The organism is Paenibacillus albiflavus (assembly GCF_004344915.1).
In the GTDB taxonomy this organism is placed as follows: Bacteria; Bacillota; Bacilli; order Paenibacillales; family NBRC-103111; genus Paenibacillus_AM; species Paenibacillus_AM albiflavus.
On the sequence record NZ_SKFG01000003.1, the window covers coordinates 87,754 to 100,990 of the forward strand.

General features: G+C 35.9%; 17 protein-coding genes. All 17 read right to left on the minus strand.

The window, feature by feature from the left end:
- Positions 1-32 precede the first annotated feature (32 nt).
- On the minus strand, positions 33-839 hold the full coding sequence (locus E0485_RS05650) for a GNAT family N-acetyltransferase (RefSeq protein WP_132417004.1): 807 nt from the start codon (positions 837-839) through the stop codon (positions 33-35).
- Between the two features lie 168 nt (positions 840-1,007).
- A complete protein-coding gene (locus E0485_RS05655; RefSeq protein ID WP_132417005.1) occupies positions 1,008-1,703 on the minus strand; it encodes a DinB family protein in 696 nt (231 codons plus the stop codon).
- 27 nt (positions 1,704-1,730) lie between these two features.
- Positions 1,731-2,603: a phosphotransferase family protein gene (locus tag E0485_RS05660; RefSeq protein WP_132417006.1), complete on the minus strand. Its 873-nt coding sequence runs from the start codon at positions 2,601-2,603 to the stop codon at positions 1,731-1,733.
- A 32-nt stretch (positions 2,604-2,635) separates the two neighbouring features.
- Complete coding sequence (locus E0485_RS05665; protein ID WP_132417007.1) at positions 2,636-3,100, minus strand: GNAT family N-acetyltransferase; 465 nt, start codon at positions 3,098-3,100, stop codon at positions 2,636-2,638.
- 11 nt (positions 3,101-3,111) lie between these two features.
- Complete coding sequence (locus E0485_RS05670; protein ID WP_132417008.1) at positions 3,112-3,885, minus strand: Cof-type HAD-IIB family hydrolase; 774 nt, start codon at positions 3,883-3,885, stop codon at positions 3,112-3,114.
- Positions 3,886-4,197: 312 nt separating this feature from the next.
- Positions 4,198-4,323: a hypothetical protein gene (locus E0485_RS25675; RefSeq protein WP_268957510.1), complete on the minus strand. Its 126-nt coding sequence runs from the start codon at positions 4,321-4,323 to the stop codon at positions 4,198-4,200.
- Between the two features lie 105 nt (positions 4,324-4,428).
- Positions 4,429-4,920 carry a GNAT family N-acetyltransferase gene (locus E0485_RS05675; RefSeq protein ID WP_132417009.1) on the minus strand — a complete coding sequence of 164 codons (492 nt, stop codon included), beginning with the start codon at positions 4,918-4,920 and terminating at the stop codon, positions 4,429-4,431.
- A gap of 226 nt (positions 4,921-5,146) precedes the next feature.
- Positions 5,147-5,653 (minus strand): DUF2569 domain-containing protein, encoded by a 507-nt coding sequence (locus tag E0485_RS05680; RefSeq protein ID WP_132417010.1) that lies wholly within the window; start codon positions 5,651-5,653, stop codon positions 5,147-5,149.
- 208 nt (positions 5,654-5,861) lie between these two features.
- On the minus strand, positions 5,862-6,065 hold the full coding sequence (locus E0485_RS05685) for a hypothetical protein (RefSeq protein WP_132417011.1): 204 nt from the start codon (positions 6,063-6,065) through the stop codon (positions 5,862-5,864).
- 194 nt (positions 6,066-6,259) lie between these two features.
- Positions 6,260-6,805 carry a GrpB family protein gene (locus E0485_RS05690; protein WP_132417012.1) on the minus strand — a complete coding sequence of 182 codons (546 nt, stop codon included), beginning with the start codon at positions 6,803-6,805 and terminating at the stop codon, positions 6,260-6,262.
- A 322-nt stretch (positions 6,806-7,127) separates the two neighbouring features.
- Entirely contained in the window at positions 7,128-7,307 is a 180-nt protein-coding gene (locus tag E0485_RS05695; protein WP_132417013.1) for a hypothetical protein, read from the minus strand.
- A 211-nt stretch (positions 7,308-7,518) separates the two neighbouring features.
- Entirely contained in the window at positions 7,519-8,493 is a 975-nt protein-coding gene (locus E0485_RS05700; RefSeq protein WP_132417014.1) for a hypothetical protein, read from the minus strand.
- A gap of 241 nt (positions 8,494-8,734) precedes the next feature.
- On the minus strand, positions 8,735-9,151 hold the full coding sequence (locus tag E0485_RS05705; protein ID WP_132417015.1) for a RidA family protein: 417 nt from the start codon (positions 9,149-9,151) through the stop codon (positions 8,735-8,737).
- Between the two features lie 150 nt (positions 9,152-9,301).
- Positions 9,302-9,490 carry a DUF4177 domain-containing protein gene (locus tag E0485_RS05710; RefSeq protein WP_132417016.1) on the minus strand — a complete coding sequence of 63 codons (189 nt, stop codon included), beginning with the start codon at positions 9,488-9,490 and terminating at the stop codon, positions 9,302-9,304.
- 431 nt (positions 9,491-9,921) lie between these two features.
- Positions 9,922-10,314 carry a hypothetical protein gene (locus tag E0485_RS05715; protein ID WP_132417017.1) on the minus strand — a complete coding sequence of 131 codons (393 nt, stop codon included), beginning with the start codon at positions 10,312-10,314 and terminating at the stop codon, positions 9,922-9,924.
- A 376-nt stretch (positions 10,315-10,690) separates the two neighbouring features.
- Positions 10,691-11,758, minus strand: coding sequence for a hypothetical protein (locus E0485_RS05720; protein WP_132417018.1), 1,068 nt, complete (start codon positions 11,756-11,758; stop codon positions 10,691-10,693).
- 781 nt (positions 11,759-12,539) lie between these two features.
- Positions 12,540-13,010, minus strand: a complete 471-nt coding sequence (locus tag E0485_RS05725; protein ID WP_132417019.1) for a hypothetical protein — start codon at positions 13,008-13,010, stop codon at positions 12,540-12,542.
- Between the last annotated feature and the right edge of the window lie 227 nt (positions 13,011-13,237).

Here is a 13,237-nt window from a genome sequence, read left to right on the forward strand (position 1 = left end):
GAGTTATAGAGTTTTATCGTTGCGGGGATTTCTTATTTAATTTCAAACGCATAAACGGGGTAGCTTTCTTTTACTTCAAAACCTAACCTTAAAGCTAGTTTATTCGATGGAATATTGTCATGCGTAGTCTCCCACAAAGGGTACATTTTGTTTGCAAGTAAACTATCAATTAATTTAATTGCAGCAATTGTGGCATAACCTTTTCCTCGTTCTTCTTTAACAAATGTATCGACATCAATAAAATATTCATTTTTAAATATAAATCCATTACTCTTACAAATTGTTATTAATTGATTATCTTTTTTTATTTCTATTCCTGAGCTTTTTTTAGTCTTAAACTCATCTCTAATATAAGAAAAATCATGAAATGATTCAGGTAATATATCAAAATCAACATTGTTTATTTCAATTTCATTTTCTACTGAAAATTTTGTTTCTTTTACTTGATTAAATATATGCAAGTTCAGTGTATACACCGATTCATAATGCTTGTCCACTTCCAAAAAATGTGTTTTTGTTAAAAAGAGATTCTCCCATTGTTCATCATCAGAAGTATAAATTTCAAACCAATTTGTACTTCGTTCTCTACAATCCGGTATTACTACATTCTGTAGAAAATTGCTCACATCTAACTCGATATCTTGCGACGATAAACTACCTTCTAAATACATCCATCTACCAATTGCCCAAACAATTGCAATACTAGGTACTTGGTCGTTATCAACAAATACCCTACCAGGATAGTTTCCATATATAACCGATAACGCGGGTATGTAGCTCTTTTTATTAGCAAAAAAGGATTCTGCAATATTAAAACTATCAAAAGAAAGTTCTATCATTATTCTGGCCCCTAGTCTTTTAATTTATCTTCTATCGTATCATTTGACATTATAAATTGAATTGATAAATCATTTATTGATTTAATCTTAACAAAAGAATCATTTATCGATTTGTTTTTTAGTCCTGCTATTCCATAGCCTTTGAACTTATAATGATTTACTGATATTTCACATTTTGACTTTCTGAATTCTTTGTTTAATCCGTATTGATTTGTTTAGATGTAAAAAAATATGTCTTGTCGCCGGCATCAGTATTAACCCTGCTATAGTCTTATTCCCCCAATATTCAAGTAACCATGTCGCTTCTTCCTTAACTGCTTTTTGATCCTGAAGTGTTTTTATTCCCACTGCTTCAACCTTTCTTCTAAAATCACCTGGTTGAAGAAGAGATACAATATCACGTGTCTTTCGCCCTACTTCTATTCGATATTCCATTAATGAAGGAATATCAATATTAGTGCTTAGATCAGTAATTTCATCCTCCGTCATTTCATTACCTGAATGAGAATAATCGACTCTGAGCTTCTTGTTCCACTCACCTGAGTAAAACACTTGTTGATTATTATGTACGAGTACATTCATGGTCATATCTTCAATTCGAGTAATATGCCATAAATGCCACACAATTGAGTTTTTCGTATCCGGAGCTGCAACAGGATACTTTCGAAATGTTTCTTCTTTAATATCCTTGATTAATTCATCTTCAAGAGTAAATATGGGTGAATTACTCATTATTGATGAATGTAACAAACTGTGTTGGTGCAAAAATAATTCTACAGCAGTCTTATGTTCAGTTGGCTTCAAGAGAATGTTTGTTAATTTTTTATGATTCTCATTCCACTGTTTTCTTTGATTCAAATCCACAAAGAATCATCCTCCTGTTAAGTTGTTCTATCTAAATTCTTTAATTCCATTTTCAAAAGCTTCTTGGTCATTATGATCTATCCCATGTAGAGCTTCCTGCAAAGCAAAGGTGCTTCTATAAAAATGAACTCTTTCTGAAATTCGTCTTCCACCTGGGTACAGATTAATGCATATTTCAAAAAACTCTTCTCCGTAACTGGATAGAATTCCCGCAAAATCATATGCTGGGTCACCAAGTCCTGCGCCTCCGAAGTCAATAACTCCTGCAACTCTGTTTTCTTTTGGATCCCATATGATATTACCTGCTCCAAAATCTCCATGAATCAAGGTTTTCTCTAAATTCTGATTATGAGTATTATTTAAAAATGTATTAAAGTTATCTACAACTTTTTCTTGTGCATCTACTCGCATAAATGGAAAGAGCTTCTCTTTTATTCTAATAAATAGATTTTCTATAATTCTATGAACACTTTCATGTTGTTTTTGAGAAGCAACTGTTATGGGTATGTCCATTGAGTGAAGTTCAATAAGAAAAGTAACAAGTTGAGAGGCAATTGTATTCGTTAGGTTCTGACTTTTGATATTAATCAGTTCTTCCTTCCAAAAAGGAGAACCCTCAATTAGCTTATAGCCCATGAAAGCCTTACCTACCTCCATCTCATCAAAAGATTTATAGGCAGGAAAGGGAATCGGCATAGCTACAGTTTTACTGATAGATTCCAATAACTCCGTTTCTCGCTTTAATTTATCTATACCTTGCTGATATTTAGGAAACCTAAAGACAAGAGATTGATTAAGAATAAATACGTCATTGTTCTGTCCGATCTCATTTTGTTTAACATCTTGAATATGTAAATTTGGGTAAACTTCTTGAATGCGTCGAACGTATGTAGAGATCATATGCATGCTCCTTCAATTATAAATGTTAGCGATTATGTGAAATTTTTTATGGTATCATGTTCATATAATTTAGTAGGCCGTCCCCATTCAAAATTATCCAGTCCTATTTCTCTGAATCCGTACTTCTCATAATAACGGATATGGTCAGTCGCTAAGTATACTTTATCATATCCTAGTCCCCCTGCAATTTGTCTAGCATGCTCCAACAATACTGAACCTAAAGCCTGTCCTCGTTCAACCTCGTCAATGAATAAAGGCGCTATCCAGGGCGATAAATCCTTTCGCTTTATGTATTCCTGTTCAATTAATTGATAGAATCCAACTATTTCTTCGTTCTTCAACAGCAGAAATGTAAGTGGGAGCACACCTTCTGATGATAAACTTTCGTCAATTTTCGGAAGTACAACTCCCTTCACGTTTGGCCACTTTTCTTCAACAAATTGAACAAGCTCAGTATGACGTAGAGGACAATCTTTTATAGATTTAATAACAAACATTTTAACGCTCCTTAAATGACCCCGAATTTTTTTAATGCGTACAAAATACCACCTTCACTTGCCCTTTTTGTAACAAAATCCGCTTTAAGTTTTAACAGTTCCTCACCATTTCCCATTGCGATTCCCAAGCCAACATACTCCAACATATCTATGTCGTTTCCGCCGTCACCGAAAGCAATAGCTTCAGATTTGTCAATGTCTAAATAATCAAGAACCTTTTTAATCGCTGTTGACTTAGAAACTTCTGTTTCTTCAAGCACATTCAAAACATATCTGTGAAACCTCACGAACCTGAGCTTGGGGAAATTATCAATATATTTTTGAGCTTCACTACTGTCTGCATACAGGCAGATACAGTAAACTTCCTCTCCCATACTCATTTTTTCGGGATATTGAGTTATACTTAACGTCTCTTTCAATGCCTCCATGACTCGCTTATCACCTGAGCCAGTTCCGTTCATGGCGAATGCCTCCGTAAAATAAGAAACGCTATGTCCATTTAATTCAGCAAATGCCGAGAGGTCTCGAACGGTTTCTGTAGAAAGCGCTAATTTATATATTATTTTCCCATCACACTTAATAAGTGCACCGTTTGCGGAAATAATTGTGTCAATACCCATTGACACAAACTCTTCGCACAAACTGTACGGTCTCCCTGTCGCGACCACAACTTTTATTCCTTTGTTAATCAACCGAGTAATTGCTTCTTTTGTACTTTGCGGTAGGCTTCTATCAATCTCACTTAATAGGGTACCGTCAACATCGAAAAATACAACCTTATACATAATATCTTGATCCTCTTTCTAGCTTTATTACTTGAATGTTAACTGTTTACAAAAATAGATGCAATAAATATCCAGTAGTTTAGATGATTTTGACTGATTCAGCTAACGTTCAGGTATCTACGAACCCCAGAGGCTTAAAGGAACGCAGCGACTGGGTCCGACGGACTTCGACTCGCAGGGTTATCTGCCTGGTTACACTTTTTCGAAACACTTTCAATATGTTTATATTCTTCATTTTCATTATTTCTTTGATACATTTTTTCAATTATGGTAGTATATATTTAATAAGAGACCAAGTGCGCTAACACTTGGTCAATACAATTGGCTTGGATGGGTAATCCCTTCATAGTCAATCACGATCGGAAACCCACCTTCGGCGGTCAACCTTGGGGTGGGTTCTTTACTTTCTCTTGATATTATTGCATCCTTCACTTCCAAGGCTTCACCTCCTTTCGAAGGGAAACCATGCCCACCCAAGATTCAATTGTAGTTATATTTTACCTTTATCCACACTTGCGTACAAGTGTTCCTATATCGTTTTGACTATGAGGACCACTTACTATCACATAAGACTACAGAAGTCTCAATTTGCCTATCAGGAACATTCCAATACGTAGTTAATAATTTATTCTTCTCACTCGGTGAAACAAGTCTAAAGCCATTCTTCACATAAAATCTTATTGCCCAATCAGCCGAGTTCCAAGTTCCTATTAAAATCGGTTTGGTTGTTAAATCCATCAGATGAGATAAGAGCTTTGTACCTATTCCACTTTTTCTCTGAGATGTTCGTACATAGGCGTGTCTGATTAAGGAAACATCGATCTTATCCTGAATGCCCATAACTCCAATTAATTTATTATTTTCTTCAAACCCCCAGAATACTACTCCATCGTTCATCTCCTGGTTCAACTCTTCAATTGTCATATATGGATTATGATATCTATCGTCAGGTATCACTCCTCTATATGCCTGTGCAGCATCATTGATAATTTGATAGATTTCTTCCGTATCCATGCTATTACATAATCTAATCATAGAGATTTATCCTTTCTATTATAATTTTTAGATTCTAGATGGTTTCGTATAACGTTTTGTATTCACGAACCCGAGAACCTTAAGGTCCATAAGGGCCGACCACTACGAGGTTAAGTTCGCAGGGTTGTTATAAATCAACTTCTTCGAAAGCCCTCGGGCGGACCAAGGAGCCGTAAAGCTCCGCATCGTGATTACATTGTTATTCGTAATTTATGTCTTCATTGGTTCACCTGGTAAAAGTATTATGTACTCGTTCTGATTTTATAAAATATGGAATCCAAATTGCACATGTTATTACAGATCTCACTATACCCCTTAATGAACTTCCATCTTCTAGTTCTCTCGCTAAGGGAATTTGAAGTACTAATAGATAATCAATTACCCCAATGGCTAAACTAACACTATAAAAAATTATCATTAGGCGAGGTAATATCGACTTCTTTCCATAAAAATTAATTAGAATATATATACTGAAAAATAAAAATAGCACATTATATATAGACTCGAAAATAAGTACTGGTCCCCATAAAGGGTGGTAATATTGTGATTTTATTGATGTTAGTACTTCCCATGTATCGGTTGTAAATACTGGTAATGAATTCTGGAATAATTGCAGCACTAATAGAATTATTGTTAAGTAAAGACCGATTTGTACTAGAATCAACCACCCCCCCAGCCCAGATATACCTAATGGTTGATGGTCATTTTTCTGTTCTTGAATATTTGTCTTCATTGAGAGTACTCCCTCTTATTGTTCTTCATAAATTTCGAATAACGTCTCATATATTCCCGAACCCGAGAGGCTAAGTGCGCTTGCGTCCAGGTCCGACGGATTTAGCCTCGCAACTAAAAAACTATCTAGTAATTTACTCCAATTAAAAACACAAGTTATAACAACCAATTCCAATTGAATTGCTAACAAGAACTTATTATTCACTGTTTCATAACTTCTTTTGGTTGCTTTTGTTTAATGCCACTATAGTAAAAAAAATTGCAATTCCAACTGATAACAATAAAGAAATCCAGCTCTTTAAGTAATTATCAGAAATCATAGATGAAACTACCGCATTAATTAATGCTTGAATTAATATTAATGAAACAATAAAGACTGCAACTGCGTAAAGAATCTTCTTAGCTTTTATCATTTAATTATTTTCCCCTTTAGAAATTGCTAATAAATAGGATCTCTTTATTTAACTGAAATAAGATAAAAGAATAGTGTTTAAATCTGCTTTCGAGAATTTCACTTAACGTTTTTGTATCTAGGAACCCGAAAGGCTTAAGGCGCGTATATAGCATAGAGATGGTGTTATCTGGTGCCATGTCCTCTTTGAATTACCTACACATCTGACTTTCCAGGTTTCCAACCTATATCCATCGACCAAGTATGTGCTCTTTGCATTATCTCCCATACAACTGGTCCTTTACCTTCTACATACTTGGTTCGTTCATTCCTATGTAGTTTCATTAAGCGATGTTTTTCTTCTGCATATTTCAAGCAATCAATAGGATGATTACGTAAGTAATCTCTGAACAATAACGTCATTTGTTCAGAAACACTACCTGTTTGTCTTACGTGAATATGAGTTCTTCTTCTACCGGGAATTTCTCGAAAGTATTTCTTTGTCTTGTCCGGGTTCTCTCTACGTAATTCAAATCCTAAACTCTCAATTCGTTCCCGGTACAATGTCTCATTATCATAATCAGTGACTGAAATCTGAATATCGACTATAGGTTTTGCATCCATTCCTTCTATGGAAGTTGACCCAACATGGTCAATGCGATCTGCCACTTCTCCAAGTACATTTCTTAAATTACTACCTAGCGTTTGGAACAACGATTTCCATTCCGAATCATATTCGGCAATTTTCCATTGATCTTCCATGATAACACCTTCATTTCATTTAAAATTGAGATTTTACGATGGTTTCAGATAAACGTTTCTTTTATTCACGAACCCGAGAACCTTAAGGCTCTGGAGGAGCCGACCGCTGCGCGTTAGGTTCGTAGGGTTATCCGCCTCAGCCAACTCCCTGTATTGCCTCATACGGACCAAGGGCGAGTTAGCGACTGAAGCGTGAATACATTGTTATCTGATAGATACGCTTTCTTCGCATTACATGCAAATATCTTTATTAAATAAATCTTTATGTTTGGTTTCTATAGGTACATTTCTTCGTTTATTGTGTTTGACTATAATTAAATTCTTATTGAATTTTATTTGTCTTCTCATCAATATAAAGATCTAATGCTTTTACTCCTCTACGGGCAAGCATGATAAACAAAATCAAACAATATACTGTCAGTCCCGCTAATGCAAGATAAAATAGAAATATTAATATTGGGAAAATCCCAAATGTCATACCTGCAGCTGCTCCTAATTCCATTTTTTGATCTTCTCCTTTGATTATAATTTCGCGTATCTTTCATATAACGTTATTGTATTCACGACGCGACCCAGCCTTAGATAGCTCTTATCTTAGGCTGGGTCGTGTGTTATCCGAGCTTCTTCCATGATTATACATTTGACAACTAAGGGGCGAAAGCCATGAAGCGCGAATTTGTATTATGTGAGGTACCATACTTCTTTGAGTCAACCTAGTCCAGATGTTCTCTTAGTTGTTTAAGATTAAGCAATGCGCTTTCTTCCGCTTCTTTTATTTGTTGTAAAATACTTATAGCTTCATTGCTAACTCTACTTTCAGTTGGATGACCATCATTTGAGAATGGAAATAGTGTTTCTAATTTCTTATATAGATTTACTACTTCGCTAAATGTATTCTTTGATTTCTCAATAAGTTCGGTATGATAGTTATCTTCTTTGAATTCGTCTTTGAACTTATCCATAAACCTTACAGCAGTGTGACGTGCATTCATCAGCACTTGAATATTGAATGCATTTCCTTGTATATCGACTGATTTATTATTGAAAGCCTTAATCCAAGTTTCATAAGCCGGTAGGCCAGTAGTGAACTCCCAGAAATCATGCGAATCCTGTAAACCATACTTAAGAATCAGATCAAGGGTGCCTTTAATTCTTTCTCGGGCATTTTTTTCTATTACTTCACTGATCGAGAGGACAAAAAACTCTGGGGTATCTGCCCCTCGCCCTATTCTGTCAAAAGGGATTTCTCCTTCTTTCGTGGCATCGACGACACTTAACATCTGACTTTCATCGTTGTACCCATATATGATGCCAAACTCTGAATTTAGAGGCTCCCACATAATTAAAGGTACTCCTCTTTGAATGGAGTCTCGAATAAGACGAACTGCATCATCCAGCACATTTGGAACACCAAGGTGGTAACCCGAGTATCCTACAGCTTTGAAGTTAAAACCAAGATTATGTAGACCTTGTGTGATGACTCCACCCCAGTCATACATTGTAGGCCCCCATTTATTGATCGTTTCCACTCGTAGGTTTATATGAAAAGCATGACCGGTATATCCCATAACTTCTTCATATGAATATTTATCCTGATTGATGTATGGAAGTATGTGATATAAGCAAAAACAAAATGAAGAAAGATTACTCACGCTACTTTCTAAACAATTGGGTTTATTTAGCTTCATTGATTTACACCTCGTATAATTTTTTGTACTATTTCACATAACGTCTCTTGTATTCACGAACCCGAGAGCTTAAGGTACGAAGGGACCGACTGCGCATGCGCAGTTAGCCTCGCAGGTGTGTCTGCCTGAATCCGCTTCCTCGAAATGCCTCGGGTGGACCGATGGCCGAATGGCCGTTAAGTGAATACAGTGTTATCGGATGTTGACGCCTCTTTTTGGAATTCTAAATATCACTTTTATTTCAATTCTCCTTCACTGCTATTGCATCAATTTGTATATTGAACCCAATATCGCTTTTAAATACAGTTCTTGCTGGATAAGGTTCTTTGAAATATTCTTTATAAATCTCCTCAAGCATTTGTGGTGTTATCTTATCGTAATTTAATATTACCGTGACCTTTACAATGTCTTCAAGACCTGCACCGACATTTGAGAGTACCTTCTCAATATTCTTTATTGTCTGTCTAATTTGCTCCTCTGCAGAAACATCTAAACTATCAGGCCCTTGCCCTGCTACATAAATAGTGTTGTCAATTTTCACTGCTTCTGAATAAGCCAGAGGGAGATTTGTCTTAATATAGTCCTTCATGTTATACACTTCTTTCTTTTCGTTTTTTATTTGATTTGCGTCAATGTCCGATAACGTTGTTTTGTTCATGACGTCCGACGAATGTCGGATGTGTCCCGGTAACTACTTCCTCGACCTTACTCCCCGGACCGAGATGGCTTATCCACCAATTCGTGAATACATTGTTAGATGAAGTTTTAGCTCTCTTTGAGATGCTCACACTTCACATTTTTTCAATCTTTAGCTGTTTTCTATTTTTCTTTCAAATATGATCTCGTAAAGAGTTGGCTTTCCATGTCCATTATAATTAGTAGGAAGTACTTGAACTAACCGCCATCCCGCTCTTGCATATTCAATAATTGTCTGTCGATGTGTTGCTTCTGAGAAAAATCCACCCAATGAAGTTTCAACAAAGGTATATTCATACATATTATCTTCCTCCGTTCCTTTAATATTGAGGGTTGTAGATACAATCTATATCTGTATCAATCACTATGTCAATTCTAAGACCTTCAATCTCTTCTTGTTTTTCCATGTAATATAATTTGCAAAGAGTCTCGGGCAGTTACTTCATGATATATCATTGTTTATTAATTCATCATAGATAATTTTTAAGTCATCTTTACTAAATTCTTTATCTGATCGTAGTATTGTGCGAAGAAAATATCCATCAATTTCAATGATCAAATAGTTCATCGCCCCTTAGTTTTTTATGGTTTTAATCCGTAATAATTTTCATCTAACGTATCCGCATTCCCGTCGTTCATCCCCCTGCCTGATTCTACTTCTTGAAATCCTTCTGGCAGACCAAGGGACGTATGCCTTTGCAACGGGAATATTTTTTATCGGAAGTACTCTCTTCATCGAAATATCATATCTGTGTCTTTGTTTCTTATTATCAATTCAATGCTTCCCTGACTAGACCATTCGTCAAAATGTGTATGTCCTTGCTTAGTATCACCTAGTTCCTTACAGACCAATTCTGCAAGTCGAAACCCTAAAAAATTTGTACTTAATGAGATCAGTTGCCCGCACGATCGAATTGAATAAATATTTTTAAACTTCCAAGCCTCATGCATACGCTCGTCTTTTCTTTCTTGTGATGTCATTATGTCATAACTGCCTACAATATTCGCTTTATATATTCTCTTTCTAATATCTGTAAAATCACTAAAACTTAATGGATTGCTTGTACCATGAAAGAAAGCAAAATCAGATCCATCTTCAGAATTTCTGAAAAGGTAAACGATCATACTCTTTTCTCTTTGGACTAAATTAAATAAGCCAGCAAGAGTAATTAAGGAATTACTGTCTCCATAGAGATTCATCTGTGTATCGGGGTATACTGAGTTCTCTAATCCGATTTCTTTTTGGGACAGATAGATAATGCTTAGATTTTTTTGTTTAATCGTTAGCTTTTTAACGAAGACTTCTATGCGTATCCCTCCATTGATATTGTATTTAGGGTATTTCAGATAACGTTCTTGTAATCACGAACCCGAGTGGCTTAAAGGAGCGTAGTGACTGGGTTGAAGACTTAGCCTCGCAGGAGTTGTCTGCCTGATTACACTTCATCGAAATCTCATCGGGCGTACCTATGGCCGTAAGGCCCGCAGTGTGAATACGGTATTAGCTTAAGTTGCATTCTTCTTCTATTAACTTGCAAATTATAATTCCACTATTCGTAATTTCTAGAAATTCCTTTGATGCTCTATTATAGACCCATGGTTTAATTGTCTTCTCTTCAAAAATCACTTTTCCATTAGAAATATCATAGACCTGAAGTCCATTATCTTGAGAAGAACAAAATAAATAAGTATCGAAATATAATTTGCCGTTACAAATTTCAAATTCTCCCAACATACTTCCATCACAAACATCAAAAATTCTAAAAAGAAATCCTTTAGGCAGGTTTAAGCTATCCTCTTCGTCATATAAACCTATATCGAATTTCCCCGAGATTCCTACCGTCGTATTACTAAGCCAACACATTGGATCATTCCAATCTTCCTTTCCCCACCAAAGCGTTTTCTTACTTTCTCCATCCTCGGATTCCCACCGATTATCAGTAATCCATTTTTTAATATTCCATGTTGTTACAAAACCTACTGGATGCCATTCCCAACCATTGTCCACAACCCATTCATTGTTTGGAGAGACTAGAAGATGTCCGTGAAAGTAATCCAAATAATGTTCAGAAAATACTGGTTCTTTGTTAATCATTTTAAATTCAGGATCCACTCTGGAGGTTAACACTTCCCCAGTTAATGGATTAGTTATGTCTAGCCTATTCCACTTAGTTCCATGGATCAATAATATTTGATTATCGTGTCTGAAAAAAGAAACTGGGAATATTGTTTGCTCATAATAATAATCATCTCTACCAAATCGCATTATGATCTTCTTTAATAGTAGATCTATAACTAATCCAAGCCTCCCGCATGTATTAAAAACAGCAATAATATTCCTATTAGGTGATATAAGAATAGAGACATCCAGCTCGAAATCTAAATCTTCACTGTCAATCGAAAATTCTGTGTTAATAAATCCCTGTTTAGTATTAATTTCAATAATTTTTCTACTTTTCGTAATTGCTAAGTATGAACTTTCCTCCGTGATTTGTGGCTGTATGTCCAATAATTCTTCCTCTAACAGACTTATTGTTCTACGTTTAATCTTAAAAACTACATCATCCATGTACTTCCCTCACTAATATTATTTAATGTAATTTCAGCTAACATCTCTTGTATTCACGAACCCGAGAGGCTTAAGGCGACGAAGTCGTCGGGTGGCTCCGCCACTTAGCCTCACAGGGTTGTCCAACCACTCCATCGAAATGCCTTGGACGGACCACTGAGCCGTCAGGTTCCGCAGCGTGAATGCAATGTTATGTGCAGTATCCGACTACCTGAAAAACAATCACTATGTATTCTCAACTGTTTATTAGAATTAAAAAAAATGTTATTAGTAAAGGCATTAATGAAATGCTAAGACCTATGAAAGCCAATACTTTTTGAATTCTCACAATTGATTTATTAATAACAAATCCCGACAAAAACAAATTAATGACAAGAAACAAAAAATAGAAGATTACTATCGTATCTAACTCAGAACTAAAAAAAGAAACTTGAGTAGCACCAACAGTTAATAATATCGAAATGATTCCTATCAGTATACATAACATGCTAGTAGCCAGAATATAGATCATCCCCTTTAATTCAGTTCTTGTTCTTCAATTATTCTAACAAATCAGTTCTTGAACTTTATTCTTATTTGTTTTTCTCGGGTATTGCACATAACGTTTCTGTGTTCATGACGTCCCACCACCTTAAAGGAGCGTATGCGACTGGCCGCGACGCGGTTAGCTGGTGCGGATGTGTCCGATGAATTCATTACTCTGCTACTGAAATCCATCATCGACTCAACTTCTAACTTCTCACGGACCGAGGGGTTGATACCCCGACGCATGAACATGATGTTATGTGCTGTTGTCGTCTTCCTTGAGCTTCTCACAGATAATCTTTAATTGTTCTTCGTATTGTTTTCTATTAAATCTAAGTGGTTTAAATTTTGAATAATCCCAATGCCCACTAGCAGATTCTTCATTTCTATGGGGCTGTTCAAATTCATTCCAAACAATTACTTCATCTTCTTCAATTACCTTAATTAATATAGGCCAACATCCTGGCTCTCCACAATTACATCCCATTATTAATGTTTTACCTTCATAATAGAAAAGATCATCTTCATTGAGTTTGCCAGTAAAGTGCTCTTTTATATTATTTAAAAATTTGATATTCAAACCCTCATATCCACCTGCGATTGAAGGATCAAATTGATTTTCATATCTCCTAATCAGCTCAACTAAATTCTCGCCATTTATATAAATACCCAGAACTTGAGCGTCTTGGTCTTCAGAATATTCAACCTTGAATTGAATTGTGTCCATCGATTCAACTCCAATTTAAAATACAGGTTTTACGATCTTACGGCAATTGCACATACCGTTTCCGCATTTCTGACGTTCGAGTGGCTTAAATGACCAAAGGGAACGGGGCGCCAGACTTAGCCGGTTGAATGTGTCGCCTGATTCCTCTTCTCTGGAATTCTTCTTGGCGACCAAGGAGCGTCAGCGACGACGGAGACGTTAGGCTCCACAGCGTGAATACTATGTTG

Coding starts and splice junctions, on each gene's coding strand:
- E0485_RS05650 (WP_132417004.1), bottom strand. CDS start 839: ATGATAGAACTTTCTTTTGATAGTTTTAATATTGCAGAATCCTTTTTT.
- E0485_RS05660 (WP_132417006.1), bottom strand. CDS start 2,603: ATGATCTCTACATACGTTCGACGCATTCAAGAAGTTTACCCAAATTTA.
- E0485_RS05665 (WP_132417007.1), bottom strand. CDS start 3,100: ATGTTTGTTATTAAATCTATAAAAGATTGTCCTCTACGTCATACTGAG.
- E0485_RS05670 (WP_132417008.1), bottom strand. CDS start 3,885: ATGTATAAGGTTGTATTTTTCGATGTTGACGGTACCCTATTAAGTGAG.
- E0485_RS05675 (WP_132417009.1), bottom strand. CDS start 4,920: ATGATTAGATTATGTAATAGCATGGATACGGAAGAAATCTATCAAATT.
- E0485_RS05680 (WP_132417010.1), bottom strand. CDS start 5,653: ATGAAGACAAATATTCAAGAACAGAAAAATGACCATCAACCATTAGGT.
- E0485_RS05685 (WP_132417011.1), bottom strand. CDS start 6,065: ATGATAAAAGCTAAGAAGATTCTTTACGCAGTTGCAGTCTTTATTGTT.
- E0485_RS05690 (WP_132417012.1), bottom strand. CDS start 6,805: ATGGAAGATCAATGGAAAATTGCCGAATATGATTCGGAATGGAAATCG.
- E0485_RS05695 (WP_132417013.1), bottom strand. CDS start 7,307: ATGGAATTAGGAGCAGCTGCAGGTATGACATTTGGGATTTTCCCAATA.
- E0485_RS05700 (WP_132417014.1), bottom strand. CDS start 8,493: ATGAAGCTAAATAAACCCAATTGTTTAGAAAGTAGCGTGAGTAATCTT.
- E0485_RS05705 (WP_132417015.1), bottom strand. CDS start 9,151: ATGAACAAAACAACGTTATCGGACATTGACGCAAATCAAATAAAAAAC.
- E0485_RS05710 (WP_132417016.1), bottom strand. CDS start 9,490: ATGTATGAATATACCTTTGTTGAAACTTCATTGGGTGGATTTTTCTCA.
- E0485_RS05715 (WP_132417017.1), bottom strand. CDS start 10,314: ATGATCGTTTACCTTTTCAGAAATTCTGAAGATGGATCTGATTTTGCT.
- E0485_RS05720 (WP_132417018.1), bottom strand. CDS start 11,758: ATGGATGATGTAGTTTTTAAGATTAAACGTAGAACAATAAGTCTGTTA.
- E0485_RS05725 (WP_132417019.1), bottom strand. CDS start 13,010: ATGGACACAATTCAATTCAAGGTTGAATATTCTGAAGACCAAGACGCT.